Source organism: Streptomyces sp. NPDC060198 (genome assembly GCF_042728415.1).
In the GTDB taxonomy this organism is placed as follows: domain Bacteria; phylum Actinomycetota; class Actinomycetes; order Streptomycetales; family Streptomycetaceae; genus Streptomyces.
Genome location: NZ_JBHWZJ010000160.1, coordinates 1 through 15,906, shown reverse-complemented (window position 1 = coordinate 15,906; position 15,906 = coordinate 1). Strand labels below are relative to the sequence as shown.

General features: G+C 72.3%; 17 protein-coding genes. 4 read left to right on the top strand and 13 right to left on the bottom strand.

Annotation, left to right across the window (positions count from 1 at the left end; translation table 11 throughout):
- Positions 1–119 precede the first annotated feature (119 nt).
- The gene (era, locus tag ACFWEP_RS20015) at positions 120–1,094 is read right to left on the bottom strand and encodes a GTPase Era (RefSeq protein ID WP_328721818.1); all 975 of its coding nucleotides are present in this window, start codon (positions 1,092–1,094) and stop codon (positions 120–122) included.
- A gap of 102 nt (positions 1,095–1,196) precedes the next feature.
- Here era and ACFWEP_RS20010 point away from each other — a divergent pair, with 102 nt between their 5' ends.
- Positions 1,197–1,532, top strand: a complete 336-nt coding sequence (locus tag ACFWEP_RS20010; protein WP_387371628.1) for a YnfA family protein — start codon at positions 1,197–1,199, stop codon at positions 1,530–1,532.
- A 64-nt stretch (positions 1,533–1,596) separates the two neighbouring features.
- Here ACFWEP_RS20010 and ACFWEP_RS20005 read toward each other — a convergent pair whose 3' ends face one another.
- Together ACFWEP_RS20005 and ACFWEP_RS20000 are read right to left on the bottom strand one after the other, a co-directional pair.
- Positions 1,597–1,950: a cytidine deaminase gene (locus ACFWEP_RS20005; protein ID WP_387371627.1), complete on the bottom strand. Its 354-nt coding sequence runs from the start codon at positions 1,948–1,950 to the stop codon at positions 1,597–1,599.
- 32 nt (positions 1,951–1,982) lie between these two features.
- Positions 1,983–2,879 (bottom strand): helix-turn-helix transcriptional regulator, encoded by an 897-nt coding sequence (locus ACFWEP_RS20000; protein ID WP_387371629.1) that lies wholly within the window; start codon positions 2,877–2,879, stop codon positions 1,983–1,985.
- A 117-nt stretch (positions 2,880–2,996) separates the two neighbouring features.
- On the opposite strand from ACFWEP_RS20000, the gene ACFWEP_RS19995 reads away from it, so the two are divergent.
- Both ACFWEP_RS19995 and ACFWEP_RS19990 read left to right on the top strand, forming a co-directional pair.
- Entirely contained in the window at positions 2,997–4,427 is a 1,431-nt protein-coding gene (locus ACFWEP_RS19995; protein ID WP_387371626.1) for an MFS transporter, read from the top strand.
- A gap of 105 nt (positions 4,428–4,532) precedes the next feature.
- Complete coding sequence (locus tag ACFWEP_RS19990; RefSeq protein WP_387371625.1) at positions 4,533–5,006, top strand: GNAT family N-acetyltransferase; 474 nt, start codon at positions 4,533–4,535, stop codon at positions 5,004–5,006.
- Between the two features lie 109 nt (positions 5,007–5,115).
- Here ACFWEP_RS19990 and ACFWEP_RS19985 read toward each other — a convergent pair whose 3' ends face one another.
- The 5 genes from ACFWEP_RS19985 to ACFWEP_RS19965 all read right to left on the bottom strand — a co-directional run bounded on the left by ACFWEP_RS19985 (position 5,116) and on the right by ACFWEP_RS19965 (position 9,631).
- Entirely contained in the window at positions 5,116–5,469 is a 354-nt protein-coding gene (locus ACFWEP_RS19985; RefSeq protein WP_387371624.1) for an MmcQ/YjbR family DNA-binding protein, read from the bottom strand.
- Between the two features lie 47 nt (positions 5,470–5,516).
- Positions 5,517–6,812, bottom strand: coding sequence for a hemolysin family protein (locus ACFWEP_RS19980; RefSeq protein ID WP_387371623.1), 1,296 nt, complete (start codon positions 6,810–6,812; stop codon positions 5,517–5,519).
- Complete coding sequence (gene ybeY, locus ACFWEP_RS19975) at positions 6,809–7,306, bottom strand: rRNA maturation RNase YbeY (RefSeq protein WP_387371622.1); 498 nt, start codon at positions 7,304–7,306, stop codon at positions 6,809–6,811. The genes ACFWEP_RS19980 and ybeY overlap by 4 nt, the downstream gene beginning before the upstream one ends.
- 12 nt (positions 7,307–7,318) lie before the next feature.
- Entirely contained in the window at positions 7,319–8,335 is a 1,017-nt protein-coding gene (locus ACFWEP_RS19970) for a PhoH family protein (protein ID WP_387371621.1), read from the bottom strand.
- 183 nt (positions 8,336–8,518) lie between these two features.
- Positions 8,519–9,631: a carbohydrate kinase family protein gene (locus ACFWEP_RS19965; protein WP_387371620.1), complete on the bottom strand. Its 1,113-nt coding sequence runs from the start codon at positions 9,629–9,631 to the stop codon at positions 8,519–8,521.
- Between the two features lie 422 nt (positions 9,632–10,053).
- Here ACFWEP_RS19965 and ACFWEP_RS19960 point away from each other — a divergent pair, with 422 nt between their 5' ends.
- Positions 10,054–11,412 (top strand): MFS transporter, encoded by a 1,359-nt coding sequence (locus tag ACFWEP_RS19960; protein WP_387371619.1) that lies wholly within the window; start codon positions 10,054–10,056, stop codon positions 11,410–11,412.
- Here the strand turns inward: ACFWEP_RS19960 and ACFWEP_RS19955 are convergent.
- The 5 genes from ACFWEP_RS19955 to ACFWEP_RS19935 all read right to left on the bottom strand — a co-directional run bounded on the left by ACFWEP_RS19955 (position 11,376) and on the right by ACFWEP_RS19935 (position 15,805).
- A complete protein-coding gene (locus ACFWEP_RS19955; RefSeq protein ID WP_387371618.1) occupies positions 11,376–12,368 on the bottom strand; it encodes an adenosine deaminase in 993 nt (330 codons plus the stop codon). The genes ACFWEP_RS19960 and ACFWEP_RS19955 overlap by 37 nt on opposite strands.
- A gap of 64 nt (positions 12,369–12,432) precedes the next feature.
- The gene (locus ACFWEP_RS19950) at positions 12,433–13,341 is read right to left on the bottom strand and encodes a ribonuclease Z (RefSeq protein WP_387371617.1); all 909 of its coding nucleotides are present in this window, start codon (positions 13,339–13,341) and stop codon (positions 12,433–12,435) included.
- 15 nt (positions 13,342–13,356) lie between these two features.
- A complete protein-coding gene (locus ACFWEP_RS19945; protein ID WP_387371616.1) occupies positions 13,357–13,716 on the bottom strand; it encodes a histidine triad nucleotide-binding protein in 360 nt (119 codons plus the stop codon).
- 183 nt (positions 13,717–13,899) lie between these two features.
- Entirely contained in the window at positions 13,900–14,643 is a 744-nt protein-coding gene (locus tag ACFWEP_RS19940) for a 16S rRNA (uracil(1498)-N(3))-methyltransferase (protein ID WP_387371615.1), read from the bottom strand.
- A gap of 46 nt (positions 14,644–14,689) precedes the next feature.
- Positions 14,690–15,805, bottom strand: a complete 1,116-nt coding sequence (locus ACFWEP_RS19935) for a nitronate monooxygenase (RefSeq protein WP_387371614.1) — start codon at positions 15,803–15,805, stop codon at positions 14,690–14,692.
- Positions 15,806–15,906 lie beyond the last annotated feature (101 nt).

Here is a 15,906-nt window from a genome sequence, read left to right as displayed (position 1 = left end):
TGTTAACACGACCCCGCCCCGGCGTCGCCGGTGCGTCCGGTACGCCGCGGCGCGCCGGGCGGGGGGCGGGGCGGGCCCGAGGGCTGCCCCGCCGCCCGGAACGGGGACCGCCCCGCCGCTCAGAAACCGAGCTTGCGGAGCTGCTTGGGGTCGCGCTGCCAGTCCTTGGCGACCTTGACGTGCAGATCGAGGAAGACCGGCGTGCCGAGCAGCGCCTCGATCTGCTTGCGGGACTTGGTCCCGACGTCCTTCAGGCGCTGGCCCTTGGGGCCGATGATGATGCCCTTCTGGCTGGGGCGCTCGATGTAGACGTTGGCGTGGATGTCCAGCAGCGGCCGGTCCGCCGGACGGTTCTCGCGCGGCAGCATCTCCTCGACGACGACCGCGATGGAGTGCGGCAGTTCGTCGCGTACGCCTTCGAGCGCGGCCTCGCGGATCAGCTCCGCGACCATGACCATCTCGGGCTCGTCGGTGAGGTCGCCCTCCGGGTAGAGCGGCGGGCTCACCGGCAGCAGCGGGGCGATCAGGTCGGCGAGCAGCCCGACCTGATCGTCCTTGACCGCCGAGACCGGCACGATCTCGGCCCATTCGAAGCCGAGCTCCTGGCCCAGCTGGGATACGGCCAGCAGCTGTTCGGCGAGCGCCCGGGAGTCGACCAGGTCCGTCTTGGTGATGACCGCGATCTTCGGCGTCTTCTTGATGGCGGCGAGTTCCTTGATGATGAACTTGTCGCCGGGGCCGAGCTTCTGGTCGGCGGGCAGGCAGAAGCCGATGACGTCGACCTCGGCCCAGGTGGTCCGCACGACGTCGTTGAGCCGCTCGCCCAGCAGGGTGCGCGGCTTGTGGAGCCCGGGGGTGTCGACCAGGATCAGCTGCGCGTCGTCACGGTGCACGATCCCGCGCACGGTGTGCCGGGTGGTCTGGGGGCGATTGGACGTGATCGCCACCTTCTGCCCGACCAGAGCGTTCGTGAGGGTGGACTTGCCCGCATTGGGGCGGCCCACGAAGCAGGCGAAACCGGCCCGGTGAGGGGCGGTGTCCGTGGCCTGCCGCGCAGCGGCTTCGGGGTTCGGTCGAGCGCTCATGGCGCCCATTGTCCCCGATCGCGGCGGCCCGGTGCACAACGGCCGCCCGCCCGGCCCGGCGACGCGTGCGCCCGGCCCCTCGTACGGCGCGCCCGGGATAGCGTGCCCACCATGCTCGTCGCCCGCTCCGCAGCCCTCTTCGTCGTCGCCGCCCTCTTCGAGATCGGGGGTGCCTGGCTGGTCTGGCAGGGCATCCGCGAGCACCGGGGCTGGGCCTGGATCGGCGCGGGAGTGATCGCCCTCGGGGTGTACGGGGCGGTGGCGACGCTGCAGAGCGACGACAACTTCGGCCGCATCCTCGCCGCTTACGGCGGTGTCTTCGTGGCCGGCTCGATCGCCTGGGGCATGGTCGCGGACGGCTACCGCCCGGACCGGTACGACATCGCCGGGGCGCTGATCTGCCTCGCCGGCATGGCCGTGATCATGTACGCGCCCCGGGGGCACTGACCGGCACCGGACCCCGGCGCCTGTCGACCACGGCCGACGCGCTCACGTGGGCGAAGTCACGGAGTCACCCCGCGGTGACCCGTACCCGCACGGCCCCGTCCGGGCCCGCCAGGAACACCGGCGTGTCCGCCCCGCCGAGGTCGCGCACCGCAGCCCGGTCCTCGTCGGCCGGGCTCTCGGCGTCCGAGACCACCGCTGCCGCCTCCAGGGAGGTGGCCCCGCTGGCCACGGCCATCGCCACGGCCGTCTGGAGGGCGGTGAGCCGCAGCGACTCCAGGGCCACCGTGCCCGCCACGTACGTACGTCCCGTCTCGTCCCGGACGGCCGCGCCCTCCGGGACTCCGTTGCGGGCGCGGGCGCTGCGCGCCAGGGTGACGATCTTGCGGTCCTCGGCCCCGAGGTCGGTGGTGTCAGTCATGTGCCGAGCATACGAACCGTGTGGCGCGCGCCTCATCCCGGTACCGGGTACATCGCGTCGCGCCGCCCCTCCGGGGACGCCAGCCACTTGAGCCGCTCCTCGGTGCCGGTGCCCGGCAGCGGGGTGTGCAGCACGATCGCCAGGTCCGGGCGGGCGGGCACCCGCAGCTGGGTGGACTCCACCTGGAGGGTCCCGGCCGTCGGATGCTCCAGCTCCTTGCGCATCTGCCCGCCGGGCGCGATGTCGCGCTGCTCCCAGAGCGCGGCGAACTCCGGGCTGGCCTCCTTCGCCTCGGCCACGACGGCCTGGAAGCCCTCGTCCTCCGGGTTCTCCGAGCAGCCCGCGCGGAACTGCGCGACGACCTGCGGGGCGATCTGCTCCCAGGTCGTCGCGCGGGAGCGGTAGACGTCGTCCGTGAAGAAGGTGATCAGGCAGTTCTGCACGATGCCGGGGCGCAGCCCGAGGACCAGGGAGGCCGCGTCGTTGTAGAGCACGACGTTCCAGTACCGGTCCATGATGTGCGCCGGGAAGGGCATCCACGCGTCGATGAGCCGCCGCAGCCCGTCACACATGTCGGCGTCGGCCGGATCGACCTCGGGCGCGGGCGGGTTGAGCCCGGCCAGTACGTACAGATGGCGGCGCTCCGCGCTGGTCAGCCGCAGGACGCGCCCCACCGAGTCCAGCACCTGTGGGGAGACGGTGATGTCACGCCCCTGCTCCAGCCACTGGTACCAGGAGACCCCGACGCCCGCGAGGACGGCGACCTCCTCCCGGCGCAGCCCCGGGGTACGGCGGCGCGCGCCGCCGTCCGGGAGGCCGGCGAGGGCCGGGGTGACCCGGGCCCGGCGGCTCATCAGGAACTCCCGCAACTCGGCGAGCCGGTGGGCCTTACCGTTGCCGGTCGTCGTCGTACGGGCCGGTGTCGCCACGTCGTCACTCCCCCTGGTGTCGCGCACGGTGCCAACTGGTCGGTGCCAACTGGTGGTCGTACCAACAGGATAAGGAGCGTCTCCCCACCCCTGTCCCGTGCGACCGAAGGTTGGGACATGGCGATCGAATCACCTCCCGAGGCCACCGGCACCCCCGGTCCCGCTGCCCCCTCGCTCCCGCACACGACCCGTCCCGCCCGGCTCTCCGGCCGGTCCCGGCTGATCCTCATGGTCCTCTGCGCCGCCCAGTTCATGGTGGCGCTCGACTTCTCCGTACTGAACGTGGCACTCCCCGCACTCGGTACCGACCTCGGACTGAGCACCTCCCAGCTCCAGTGGGCCATCACCGCCTTCGCCCTCCCCTCCGGTGGATTCCTGCTGCTCTTCGGCCGGATCGGCGACCTCTACGGGCGGCGCAAGCTCTTCCTCACGGGCCTGGCCGTGTTCGGCGCGGCCTCGCTGCTGGCGACCTTCGCCTGGGGCCCGGTGCCGTTCCTCGCCGGACGTGCCCTCCAGGGACTCGGCGCCGCCGCGATCGTGCCCACCGGGATGTCGCTGCTGACCACCACGTTCCGGGAAGGGCCGGAGCGTGACCGGGCGCTGGGCATCAGCGGCACGCTGCTCTCGCTCGGCTTCACCGTGGGCATGGTGGCGGGCGGCGTACTCACCGACACCCTGGGCTGGCGCTCCACCATGGGCCTGCTGGCGCTCGCCTCGGCGGGCGTCCTGACCCTCGCCCCGAAAGCGCTGGCGGAGTCCCGTACCCCGCAGCGGCCCAAGCTGGACGTACCGGGCGCGGTCACCGTCACGGGCGGGCTGCTGGCCCTGATCTACGCACTGTCGACAGCCGCCCAGAACGGTTTCGGCCACGCCGACGTACTGATCGCCCTGGTCCTCGGGGTGGCGCTGCTGGTGACCTTCGCGGTGGTGGAGTCGCGGGCCGCCGAACCGCTGGTCTCGCTGCCGATGCTGCGCCGCCGGACGGTGGCGTTCGGCAACCTCGGCGGGCTGCTGACCTTCGCCCTGATGTCCACCGTGGTCTTCGTGCTGACCCTGTACCTCCAGGACGTGCTCGGCCTGTCGGCGTTCGCCACCGGGCTGGTCTTCGGGGTGCAGGGGCTGCTCTCGGCGGTGGCCGGTACGTACGCCCCGAGGGTCATCGGCCGCTTCGGCGCCCGCCGCACGCTGGTCGGCTCGCTGCTCGGCCAGGGCGCCTTCGTCGCCCTGCTGCTGGCCCTGGGCGAGCACGGCGGAGTGCTGGTCGCCACGGTCGGCGTCTCACTGGCGAGCATGTGCCACCTGGGCGCGATCGTGAGCTACGGCCTCGCGGTGACCTCCGGCGTCCCGGACGCCGAACAGGGCCTGGCGACCGGCCTGGTCACCACGACCCAGCAGGTCGGCCTGACCCTCGGCATCCCGCTGCTGGGCGTGCTCGCCACGACGCAGGACGAGCTGTTCACGGGGGTCCGTACGGTCATGGCGCTCGACGCGGCGCTGCTGCTGGTCGGCGCGGCGGTCGTGGCGGCGGGGCTGCGGCGGCGCGGCTGAGGCGGGGCGGGTGCTGCGGGCCACGCACCGCGGAGGAAGGGCCCCTGACCAGGTCATCGGTCAGGGGCCTTCGGGTGTCAGAGGCTCGTGGCAGACTTCGTCCGCATGAGTGATCAAGTGCGTTTGCGGGACGTCGAACTGACCGACCTGGAAGAGTTCTTGGCACAGGAGCACGATCCCGAGGCCGTGCGCCGGTCGAAGTTCCCGCCCCGGGAACGGGACGCCTTCATGGCCCACTGGAAGACGAAGGTCCTCGGGGACCCCGCCAACTTCGTGCAGGCCATCACCGTCGACGGAGAACTCGCGGGCAACGTGGTGGCGTGGTGGGCCGAGGAGCGGCGCTTCGTCGGATACTGGCTCGGCCGGCGGTACTGGGGCCGGGGAATCGGCACCCGGGCGCTGGCCCTGTTCCTGGAACGGGAAACCGCCCGCCCCCTGCACGCCGATCCCTACGTCGGGAACACCGGGTCGGTGCGGCTGCTGGAGAAGCACGGCTTCCGGCGTACCGGGACGGTCCGGTACGGCGAGAACGAGCACATCGTGCTGGTGCTCGAAGAGAAGCCCGGCGAGGCCGTCTGAGCACGCACGCCGGCTCGGCGGGAGGTATCCGGGGCGGTGGATCGCCCGCGCAGCGGGGAATGCCGGTGCCCCCGGCCACGTAGCCGGGGGCACCGAAGACCATCCGCCCTCAGGCCCGGTCCAGCCGGAGCCTCTCCGCCCGGGGCAGACCCGCCACCACCAGGTCGTAGGAGTCCTCGATCAGCTCGCGGACCGTCTTGGCGGGCAGGTCGCCGACCGTGACGGTGTTCCAGTGGCGCTTGTTCATGTGCCAGCCGGGGACGATCGCCGGGTACTCCTCGCGCAGGCTCACCGCTTCGTCCGGGTCGCACTTGAGGTTGACGGTGAGCGGGCGGGCGTCCAGGGCACTGAGCGCGAACATCTTGCCGAGCACCTTGAAGACCGAGGTCTCCGGTGTGAAGGGGAACTCCTCCACGGCCCCGTTGAAGTCCAGACAGAAAGCCCGCAGTTGTGCGCCGTTCATTGCGACTCCGTTTCCCCTGCTCCGACTTGGGTCCTCCTGGCCGACTACTATGCCTCGGCGTCCGGCTCCGGTTCGGGCTCCGGCTCGACCAGCACGGTGACGATCTTGTTGCGGCGCCCGGCCGTGGACTCCGCAGTCAGCCGCAGCGCACGGTCGTCGGGGAGGTGGACCAGCGCGGTGGCTCCGGCGATCGGGACCCGGCCGAGAGCCTTGGCGAGGAGGCCGCCGACGGTCTCGACGTCCTCGTCGTCGTACGCGTCGAAGCCGAAAAGCTGCCCGAGATCGCCGATGTCGAGGCGGGCGGTCACCCGGTAGCAGCCGTGTTCCAGTTCCTGGACGGGAGGCAGCTCGCGGTCGTACTCGTCGGTGATCTCGCCGACGATCTCCTCCAGGATGTCCTCGATGGTGACGATGCCGGCCGTGCCGCCGTACTCGTCGATGACGACGGCGACGTGGTTGCGGTCCTGCTGCATCTCGCGCAGCAGGTCACCGGCGTTCTTCGTGTCGGGGACGAAGACGGCGGGCCGTATCGCGGTGGAGACGAGGTCGGCCTCGGAGTCGCGGTTGATGTGGGTCTTGCGGACCAGGTCCTTGAGGTAGACGATCCCGACGATGTCGTCCTCGTTCTCCCCGGTGACCGGAATGCGGGAGAAGCCGGAGCGCAGCGCGAGGGTGAGCGCCTGGCGGATCGTCTTGTACCGCTCGATGACGACCAGGTCGGTGCGGGGCACCATCACCTCGCGGACGAGGGTGTCGCCCAGCTCGAAGACGGAGTGCACCATGCGGCGCTCGTCGTCCTCGATCAGCGACTCCGCCTCAGCGAGGTCGACCATCGCGCGCAGCTCCGCCTCGCTGGCGAACGGTCCCTTGCGGAACCCCTTGCCGGGGGTGAGGGCGTTGCCGATGAGGATCAGCAGCTGCGGGATCGGGCCCATGATCCTGGCCAGCGGCAGCAGGACGTACGCGGCGGCCGTCGCCGTGTTCAGCGGGTGCTGGCGGCCGATGGTGCGGGGCGAGACGCCGATGGCGACGTAGCTGACGAGGACCATGACCCCCATCGCGACGGCCAGCGCCTCCCAGGTCTCGGAGAGTTCCTGGAGGCAGGCGTACGTGACGAGGACCCCGGCCGCCATCTCGCAGGCGACCCGCACCAGCAGGGCGACGTTGAGATAGCGGGTCGGGTCGGAGGCGACCTGCGCGAGTTTCGCGCTGCCGCGCCGTCCGGCCCGGACCGCCTCGGCGGCCCGGAAGCTGGACATGCGGGCGATGGCGGTCTCGGCGCAGGCGGCGAGCCAGCCGACGATCACCAGCAGGACGGCTCCGGCGACGAGCGGGAAGCTCACGAGACCGTGGGAGCCGGGGAGGGGCCGGTCAGCCCGTGCTCGCCCCGCCAGCCGTCCACGATGGCGGCCTGGAGGCCGAACATCTCGGCCTTCTCGTCGGGCTCCTCGTGGTCGTACCCGAGGAGGTGCAGCACTCCGTGGACGGTGAGGAGCTGGAGCTCCTCGTCCATGGAGTGCCGCGTCTCGGCCTCTTCGCCCTGGCGCTTGGCGACCTCCGGGCAGAGCACGATGTCACCGAGGAGGCCCTGCGGGGGTTCCTCGTCGTCCTTCGACGGCGGCCGGAGCTCGTCCATCGGGAAGGACATGACATCGGTCGGGCCCGGGAGGTCCATCCACTGGATGTGGAGCTGCTCCATGGCGTCGGTGTCCACCACGATCACCGAGAGTTCGGACAGCGGGTGGATCCGCATCCGGGCGAGGGCGTAGCGGGCGATGTCGAGGATCGCCTGCTCGTCGACCTCGGTTCCGGATTCGTTGTTGACGTCGATCGACATGGTGCGCTGAAACTACTTCCCGTTGGTACCGGCTCGGTCGTCGTACTTCTCGTACGCGTCGACGATACGGCCGACGAGCTTGTGCCGGACGACATCCTGGGACGTGAGCCGGGAGAAGTGGACGTCCTCGACGCCGTCGAGGATCTCCTGGACCTGCCGGAGACCGCTCTTGGTGCCGTTCGGCAGGTCGACCTGGGTGACGTCACCGGTGATGACGATCTTCGAGTCGAAGCCGAGGCGAGTGAGGAACATCTTCATCTGCTCGGCGCTGGTGTTCTGGGCCTCGTCCAGGATGATGAAAGCATCATTCAGAGTGCGGCCCCGCATGTAGGCGAGCGGCGCGACCTCGATCGTGCCCGCGGCCATCAGGCGCGGGATCGAGTCGGGGTCGAGCATGTCGTGCAGCGCGTCGTAGAGCGGGCGCAGGTACGGGTCGATCTTGTCGAAGAGCGTGCCGGGCAGGAAGCCGAGCCGCTCCCCCGCTTCGACCGCGGGCCGGGTCAGGATGATCCGGCTGACCTGCTTCGACTGGAGCGCCTGGACCGCCTTCGCCATGGCGAGGTAGGTCTTGCCGGTGCCCGCGGGGCCGATGCCGAAGACGATGGTGTGCTTGTCGATGGCGTCGACGTACCGCTTCTGATTGAGCGTCTTGGGGCGGATCGTGCGACCGCGGTTGGAGAGGATGTTCTGCGTGAGCACCTCGGCGGGGGTCTCGCCCTGCGGGTCGCCCTCGCCGTTGCCGGCTGCCCTGAGCATGGCGATCGAGCGTTCCACTGCGTCCTCCGTCATCGGCTGCCCGGTGCGGAGCACCAGCACCATCTCGTCGAACAAGCGCTGGATGAGGGCGACCTCGGCGGGTTCGCCCGTAGCGCTTATCTCGTTTCCCCGTACGTGGATATCGGCTTCGGGGAACGCCGTCTCGATCACGCGCAGCAGGGAGTCGCCCGATCCCAGGAGCATCACCATGGGGTGAGCGGCCGGAATCCTGATGCGGGCACGCGCCTGTGGCCGTGTGGGTGACTGAGTCATGGGCCGGCCCTCGGGCCTGCGCATACCTCCCGTTGCGGGGTTCTCGCCGGTCGACAACCTCTGCGTCCAGCCTACGACTCCGCGCCGACAACGCCGAGGGGTTTTGCGCCCCCGTTCCCGTACGCGGGGAGAGGCGAGGGAGGGTTCCACCGGCAGGGACGCGGGGACGCCCCGGAAGCCCGCTCAGGAGGCCCGGAAGCCGATGGTGGGGACCGCGCGGCGCAGCGGCCAGGGGCGGTGGGCGGCGGGCAGCAGGCGTTCCAGGAAGGCGTACCGCTCCAGGGCGACCGGGTCCTGCGCCTCGAAGGTGCGCACCTGCTGCCACCAGGCGGCGATCTCGGCCCAGCCGGGAGCGGAGAGCGAGCCGCCGAACTCCTGGACGGAGAGGGCGGCGGTGAGTCCGGCGAAGGCGAGGCGGTCGGCGAGCGGCCAGTCCGCGAGGGTGCCGGTGACGAACCCGGCGACGAAGACGTCTCCGGCGCCGGTCGGGTCGAGGGCGGCCACGTCGATGGCGGGGACCTCGGCGGTGGTGCCGGTCGCCGCGTCCACGGCGTAGGCGCCCTCCGCGCCGAGGGTGACCACGGCGAGCGGTACGTGTTCGGCCAGCGCGTGGGCGGCGGCGCGGGGGGTGTCGCGGCCGGTGTAGCGCATGGCCTCCTCCGCGTTGGGCAGGAAGGCGGCGCAGTGCGCGAGGTCGGGCAGGGCGGCCAGGTCCCAGCGGCCGGTCTCGTCCCAGCCGACGTCGGCGAAGATCTGGGCCCCGCGCTCGGCCGCCGCCGCGACCCAGGGTTCTCCGCGGCCCGGGGTGAGCGAGGCGACGGCGGCGCGGGCGCGCGGCGGGCAGTGCGGGAACGCGGGCCCCTCCGTGCCCGGCGCGGCCGCCGGGGGCGGCGCCTCGTGGCCGTGCGAGACCATCGTGCGCTCGCCCTCGTACGCCATGGAGACGGTGACGGGCGAGTGCCAGCCGGGGACGGTGTGCGACATGGAGAGGTCGATGCCCTCGCCCTGTTCGAGGGCGTCCCAGCAGTACTCGCCGTAGTGGTCGTCACCGAAGGCGGCGGCGAGCGAGGTGCGCAGGCCGAGGCGGGCGAGGGCGGTGGCCATGTTGGCGACACCGCCGGGGCTGGAGCCCATGCCCCGGGCCCAGGACTCCGTACCGCGCACGGGGGCGCTGTCCAGGCCGGTGAAGACGATGTCGAGGAAGACCGTGCCCGTCAGGAAAACGTCGCAGGCCGGATCCTCCGGGGCGCGCAGCGCCAACAGTGGATCTACGGCCGGGCTGCTGTCGATGCTCATCATGCGCTCCCCGGGGGTGCCGTACTGAGGTGCCTGTAGACGTGGTTCGCGGGCTCCCCGGCGTACTCCACCGACGCGCTCCGCGTCCTTGCGGAATCCGGCCAGTCTGCCCGATTCGCGCGCGTTCCCGCAGCCTCCACGCCCCTCGGCACCACCGGGGTCGACCTGCGTAAACATCCACCGCTACCCCGGTCCTCCGGCACCAAACATCGATGTGCCGCAGATCACACAATCCCGCCTTTCGATCAGCTGTACGTGCTTGATACAAATTGCCCGGCGAACACGATCGGGTACGAAGACCGGGGAACCGCACTTCTCCCCCATTTCTCGCGTCACCCTGGTGCTCCCCCACTCTCTCTTCACCCCCGCACCGCCTCCCCCACCTCCCCCTGCCGGTCTCCGGCATGTCTTCAGGAACGCCCATGTCCTCGCGCCCTCGCGCCGCGTGGCCCCTGGTCGCCGTGTTCACCGCCGGCTACCTCGCCGCTTATCTGCTCCCCACCGTCGTCGGGCGGCTCAGCGCCCATCTCGGCCTGACCACGTCTCAGGCCGGACTCGTCGGCAGCGCCCTGCTGCTGAGTTCCGCCTCCGCGGGCTTCTCGCTGGCTGGCCGGGTCGACCGGTTCGGCGCCCGCGGCTGCGCGCGCCTCGGGCTGGTCCTCGCCGTCACCGGATACGGCTGCGCCGCGCTGACCACCTCGCTGCCGCTGGTGGTGCTGGGCGCGATGGTCGGCGGCTTCGGCTCGGGCACCGCCACCGCGGTGGCCGCCTCCCAGATCGCCTCGCAGAGCGACCCGCACCGCACCTCCTCGCTCGGACTGCTCAGCGTCTCCGCCACCGCCGGCGCCCTGTACCTGACGATCCCCCACCTGGGCGGCGGTCACCGGCTGCCGTTCGCCGCCATCGCCCTGGTCGCCCTGCTCGTCTGGCCGGCCACCTCGCGGCTCGACGCACCGGCCCCCGTCGCGACCGGCACCCCGGTCACCGGCCGACTGCCGCACCGGCGTTCGGGTCTGCTGCTGGCGGGCGGGATGCTCGTCTGGTCCATGGCGCAGAACGCGCTCTGGGGCGTCAGCAGCCGGATCGGCGTGGACCAGGTGGGGCTCTCCGAGGTCACCGTCGGCGCGGTGTTCGCCGCCGCGCTGGGCGCCGGACTGCTCGGGGTCATGGGCGCCGGAGCGCTGGGCGCCCGGCTCGGCCGCGCGGTCCCGATCGGCTGCGGCACGGTCGTGATCGCCGGGAGCATCGTGCTCAGCGCCTCCGCGCGCGGCCTCGGTTCCTTCGCGACCGGCGAGGTCCTGTGGAACACCGTCTATCCGGTGGTCCTCTCGTACCTGATCGGCCTGGCCGCCTCTCTCGACGTGCGGGGCCGCTGGGCGGTGCTCGCGGGTTCCGCCTCCTCGGTGGGGGTGGCCTGCGGGCCGGTGCTGGGCAGCGTGCTCTCCGAAGGGGCCGGTTTCCCCGCGATGGGGCTGATCCTCGGGGCGGCGACGCTGCTGGTGGCGGCCCCGGTCACGGCGGTGGCGCTGCACGCGGGCGGCCGCCCGCTGGTGCCGGGTTCGGTGCGCCGCCGCGGTGGCGCCCCGGCCGCGCTGCTCGCCGCCACGACGGGCGGTCTGCCGGGTGCCGTGCCGAAGCTCGGCGCTCCGGAGCAGGCCGTCACGGAACTCGCCGTACCCGCCCTGCGCCGCAGGCGGCTGGGGCGGAACGCCTTCCGGACGGCCGGTCCGGCGGGCGGGGACGGTCAGTCGAACGCGTACGCCTCGACCTCGGACAGGTAGCGCGCCCTGCGCTCCTCGTCGTGGTCGAGGAAGGCCGCCTCGAAGGAGTTGCGGGCGAGCGTGCGCAACTGCTCGTGGTCGAGGGCGAGCGCCTCGTGGACCGCGTGGAAGGTGTCTCCGACGTATCCGCCGAAGTAGGCCGGGTCGTCGGAGTTCACCGTGCAGTGCAGCCCGGCCGCCAGCATGGCGGGCAACGGGTGCTCCTCCAGGATGTCGATGGCGCGCAGCCGGACGTTGGAGAGCGGGCAGAGGGTGAGCGGTACGCGGTCGGCGACGAGCCGGGCGACCAGCTCGGGGTCCTCCATGCAGCGCAGCCCGTGGTCGATCCGCTCGACGCCGAGGACGTCGAGGGCTTCGCGGATGTACTCCGGCGGGCCCTCCTCGCCGGCGTGGGCGACCTTGCGCAGGCCGAGCTTCCCGGCCTCCTCGTAGACCTCGCGGAACTTGGCCGGCGGGTGGCCGACCTCGGCGGAGTCGAGGCCGACGGCGGTGATGCGGTGCAGGTACGGCTTGGCGGCCTCCAGCGTCTCCAGGGCCGAGGCTGCCGACTGGTCGCGCAGGAAGCAGAGGATCAGCTGGGTGGAGATGCCGTGCTTCTCCTCGCTGCGCTCCAGCGCGCGGCCGAGTCCCTCGATGACGGTGCCGATGGGCACGCCCCGGGCGGTGTGCGCCTGCGGGTCGAAGAAGATCTCGGCGTGCCGGACGCCCTGCGCGGCGGCCCGGGTGAGGTAGGCGTCGGCGAGTTCGGCGAAGTCCTCCTCGGTCCGGAGCACGGCCATCAGCGCGTAGTACAGGTCGAGGAAGCTCTGCAGGTCGTCGAAGAGGTACGCGGTGCGCAGTTCCTCGGTGGTGGCGTAGGGCAGCGTCACCCCGTTGCGCCGGGCCAGCGCGAAGGCCAGCTCGGGTTCGAGGGTGCCTTCGATGTGAAGGTGGAGTTCTGCCTTGGGGAGGTGCACGGTGTCTCGCTCACGAAAGGGGGTGGTGACGTGGATCGGTGGTGCCGGGTGGGCACCGGATACATCAGTGGTGCCGGGTGGGCACCGGTACGCGGGTCAGGTCCCGGGCGACGGTCAGTTCGCCCTCGAACCCCGCGGCGCGGGCCTGGACCTCGAAGAGTTCGGGGTCGTCGTACCGCTGGGAGAAGTGGGTGAGTACGAGGTGGCGTACGCCCGCTTCGGCGGCCACCCGGCCCGCCTGGCCGGCGGTCAGGTGGCCGTGGTCGGTGGCCAGTGCGAGGTCTTCGTCGAGGAAGGTCGATTCGATGACCAGCAGGTCGCATCCCTCGGCGAGCCTGTACACACCGTCGCACAGCCTGGTGTCCATGACGAACGCGAACCGCTGTCCGGCCCGGTGCTCGGACACGGCGTCGAGGGGGACGCCCCGCAGGACGCCCTCGCGCTGGACGCGGCCGACGTCGGGGCCCTGGATGCCGTGGGCGGCGAGGAGGGCTGGGATCATGCGGCGGCCGTCGGGTTCGGTCAGGCGGTAGCCGTAGGACTCGACGGGGTGCGAGAGCCGGAAGGCGTCCAGGGTGTAGGCGTCGGTGGTGTCGAGCACCCCGTCGGCGGCGACCGGGACCTCGGCCAGCTCGACGGTCTCACGGTAGGCGGTGGCGTACCGGAGCCGGTCGAAGAAGTGCTGCCCGCTCGCCGGGTAGTGGGCGGTGACGGGGTGCGGGACCCGGTCGAGGTTGATCCGCTGGATCACCCCGGCGAGCCCGAGCGAGTGGTCGCCGTGGAAGTGGGTGACGCAGATCCGGTCGATGTCGTGCGCGGCGACACCGGCCTGCAGCATCTGGCGCTGGGTGCCCTCGCCGGGGTCGAAGAGGATGCCCTGCCCGTCCCAGCGCAGCAGGTAGCCGTTGTGGTTGCGGTGGCGGGTGGGGACCTGGCTGGCGGTGCCGAGCACCACCAGCTCACGTGCGGACACGGGACGACGCTCCGGTCAGCCGGGGGGCCACTGGAGGCCGCGGCCGCCCAGGACGTGCGCGTGCGCGTGGAAGACGGTCTGGCCGGCGCCGGCGCCGGTGTTGAAGACGACGCGGTAGCCGTGGCCGTCGACCATGTCCTCGGTGGCGACGTGCCCGGCCTCGCGCAGCACGTCGGCGGCGATCTGCGGTTCGGCGGCGGCGAGCGACGCGGCGTCCGGGTAGTGGACCTTGGGGATGACCAGGACGTGGGTCGGGGCCTGCGGGTTGATGTCGCGGAAGGCGACGGTGGTGTCGCTCTCGCGCACGATGGTCGCCGGGACGTCCCCGGAGACGATCTTGCAGAACAGGCAGTCGGGCTGCGGCTCTCCCGCCATGGGCCGGCCTCCTCGGTGGCTGGTGACGCTGATGATCCGTTCAGCGCGCGTCGTGGTGACGCCGATGATCCGTTCAGCGCATCGTATCGGTGCGGGCGCCACCCGCCGTGGGGCGGCACGGTCGGTACGGCCGGGGCCCGGGGGCGTACAGGCATACGGGCCATACGCCCCCGGGGAGCGTGCTCAGCCCCAGCGGCCGGTGCGTCCCAGCAGGAGCGCGGTCGCGGCCGTCCCGGCGGTGGAGGTGCGCAGCACGCTGCGGCCCAGCCGGTACGTACCGGCCCCGGCGGCGGCGAAGGCCTCCAGTTCCTGGGGCGAGACCCCGCCCTCCGGGCCGACGACGAGCACGATCTCGCCGGTGGCGGGGAGTTCGGCGGTGGCCAGCGGTTCGCTGTCGCAGTCGCGGTCCTCGTGCAGCACGCCGGCGAACTCGGCGGTGGCGAGGAGGGCCGCGACCTGCTTGGTCGTCATCGCGTCGGCGACCTGGGGAAACCGGACCCGGCGGGACTGCTTGCCCGCTTCGCGGGCGGTGGAGCGCCACTTGGCGAGCGCCTTGAGGCCCCGCTCGCCCTTCCACTGGGTGATGCAGCGGCCGGCCTGCCAGGGCACGATCGCGTCGACGCCGGTCTCGGTCATCGTCTCGACGGCGACCTCGCCCCGGTCGCCCTTGGGCAGGGCCTGGACGACGGTGATCCGGGGGGCGGGGAGCTTCTCCTCCCGGACGGTCTGCACGGTGACGACCAGCCGGTCCTTGCCCTCGGCGGCGCGTACCACGCCTTCGGCCCACTGGCCGAGTCCGTCCGTCAGAACGACGTCCTCACCCGGCTGGAGCCGTTTCACGGAGACGGCGTGCCGCCCCTCGGGGCCCTCCAGTACGAACTCGGGCCCGCTGGGCATCTTCTCGACGACGAAGACCGGTGCGGTCACTGTTCACTCCTCATGCCGACGGCCGCGCCGGGCCGTGTCTGACCGTTCACGACGGATCGGCGGGCGGTGTCCGGTGCGGTGCGCCGCTGGGCGCAGGACCGCCCGGCCCCGCGGTCCGCATTTCCGCCGCGAGCAGTTCGACGAGTTCCCCGGCGGGCAACTCGCGCGCCATCCGGTGGCCCTGTCCGGCCCAGAGCGCCATGCCCTGGGCGTCCCCGGCCCGGGCCGCCGCCTTGCGCAGCCCCGAGGTGACGTGGTGCACCTGGGGGTAGGCGGCGGGGGCGTGGGGGCCGTGCTCGCGGACGAAGCGGTTGACCAGGCCACGCGCGGGGCGGCCGGAGAAGGCGCGGGTCAGCGCGGTACGGGCGAACATCGGGCTGGTCAGGGCCTGTTTGTGCAGCGGGTGCGCGCCGGACTCGGGGCAGGCCAGGAAGGCGGTGCCCAGCTGTGCGGCGTCCGCGCCGGCCACGAGGGCGGCGGCGATCTGGGCGCCGCGCATCATCCCGCCCGCCGCCACGACCGGTACGGTCACGGTCTCGCGCACCTGGGTGACCAGGGAGAGCAGCCCGATGCCGGTGTGGTCGGCGTCCGGGTCGTCCTGGTGGGTGGACTGGTGGCCGCCCGCCTCGATGCCCTGGGCGCAGACGGCGTCGGCCCCGGCCCACTGGGCGTCGCGCGCCTCCTCGGCGGTGGTGACCGTGACGATCGTGTACGTACCCGCGCGGGCGAAGGCGTCCAGGGTGTCCCGGGTGGGGCAGCCGAAGGTGAAGGACACCACCGGGACCGGATCGGCCAGGAGGGCGGCCACCTTGGCGTCGAAACCGTCGGTGCCGTCACCGCCGTCGGCACCGGGGTCGCCGAGCGGAGTGCCGTAGGTGTCGGCCTCGTCCGCGAGGTGGTGGCGGTAGGCCGCCACGGCATCCACGGCGGGGCCGGTCGGTGCGGGCTGCGGCATGAAGACGTTCACGCCGAAGGTTCTGGCGGTCGCCGCCCGGACCTGCTCGATCTCGTGGCGCATGGCGTCGGCCGTCTTGTACCCGGCGGCGAGGAAGCCGAGGCCGCCCGCCTCGGAGACAGCGGCGACGAGTTGCGGGGAGGAGGGACCACCCGCCATCGGCGCCTGCACGATCGGGTACCGGCAGAGATCGGTCAGGGAGGACATCCCCGCATCGTCCCATGTCGGGTCCACCGTGCCGAAATCCTCGCGCGCGGAGGCCGGCGGCCCCGGAGGTGGCCGCGCACGCGCACCGCCCGCCGGGACGG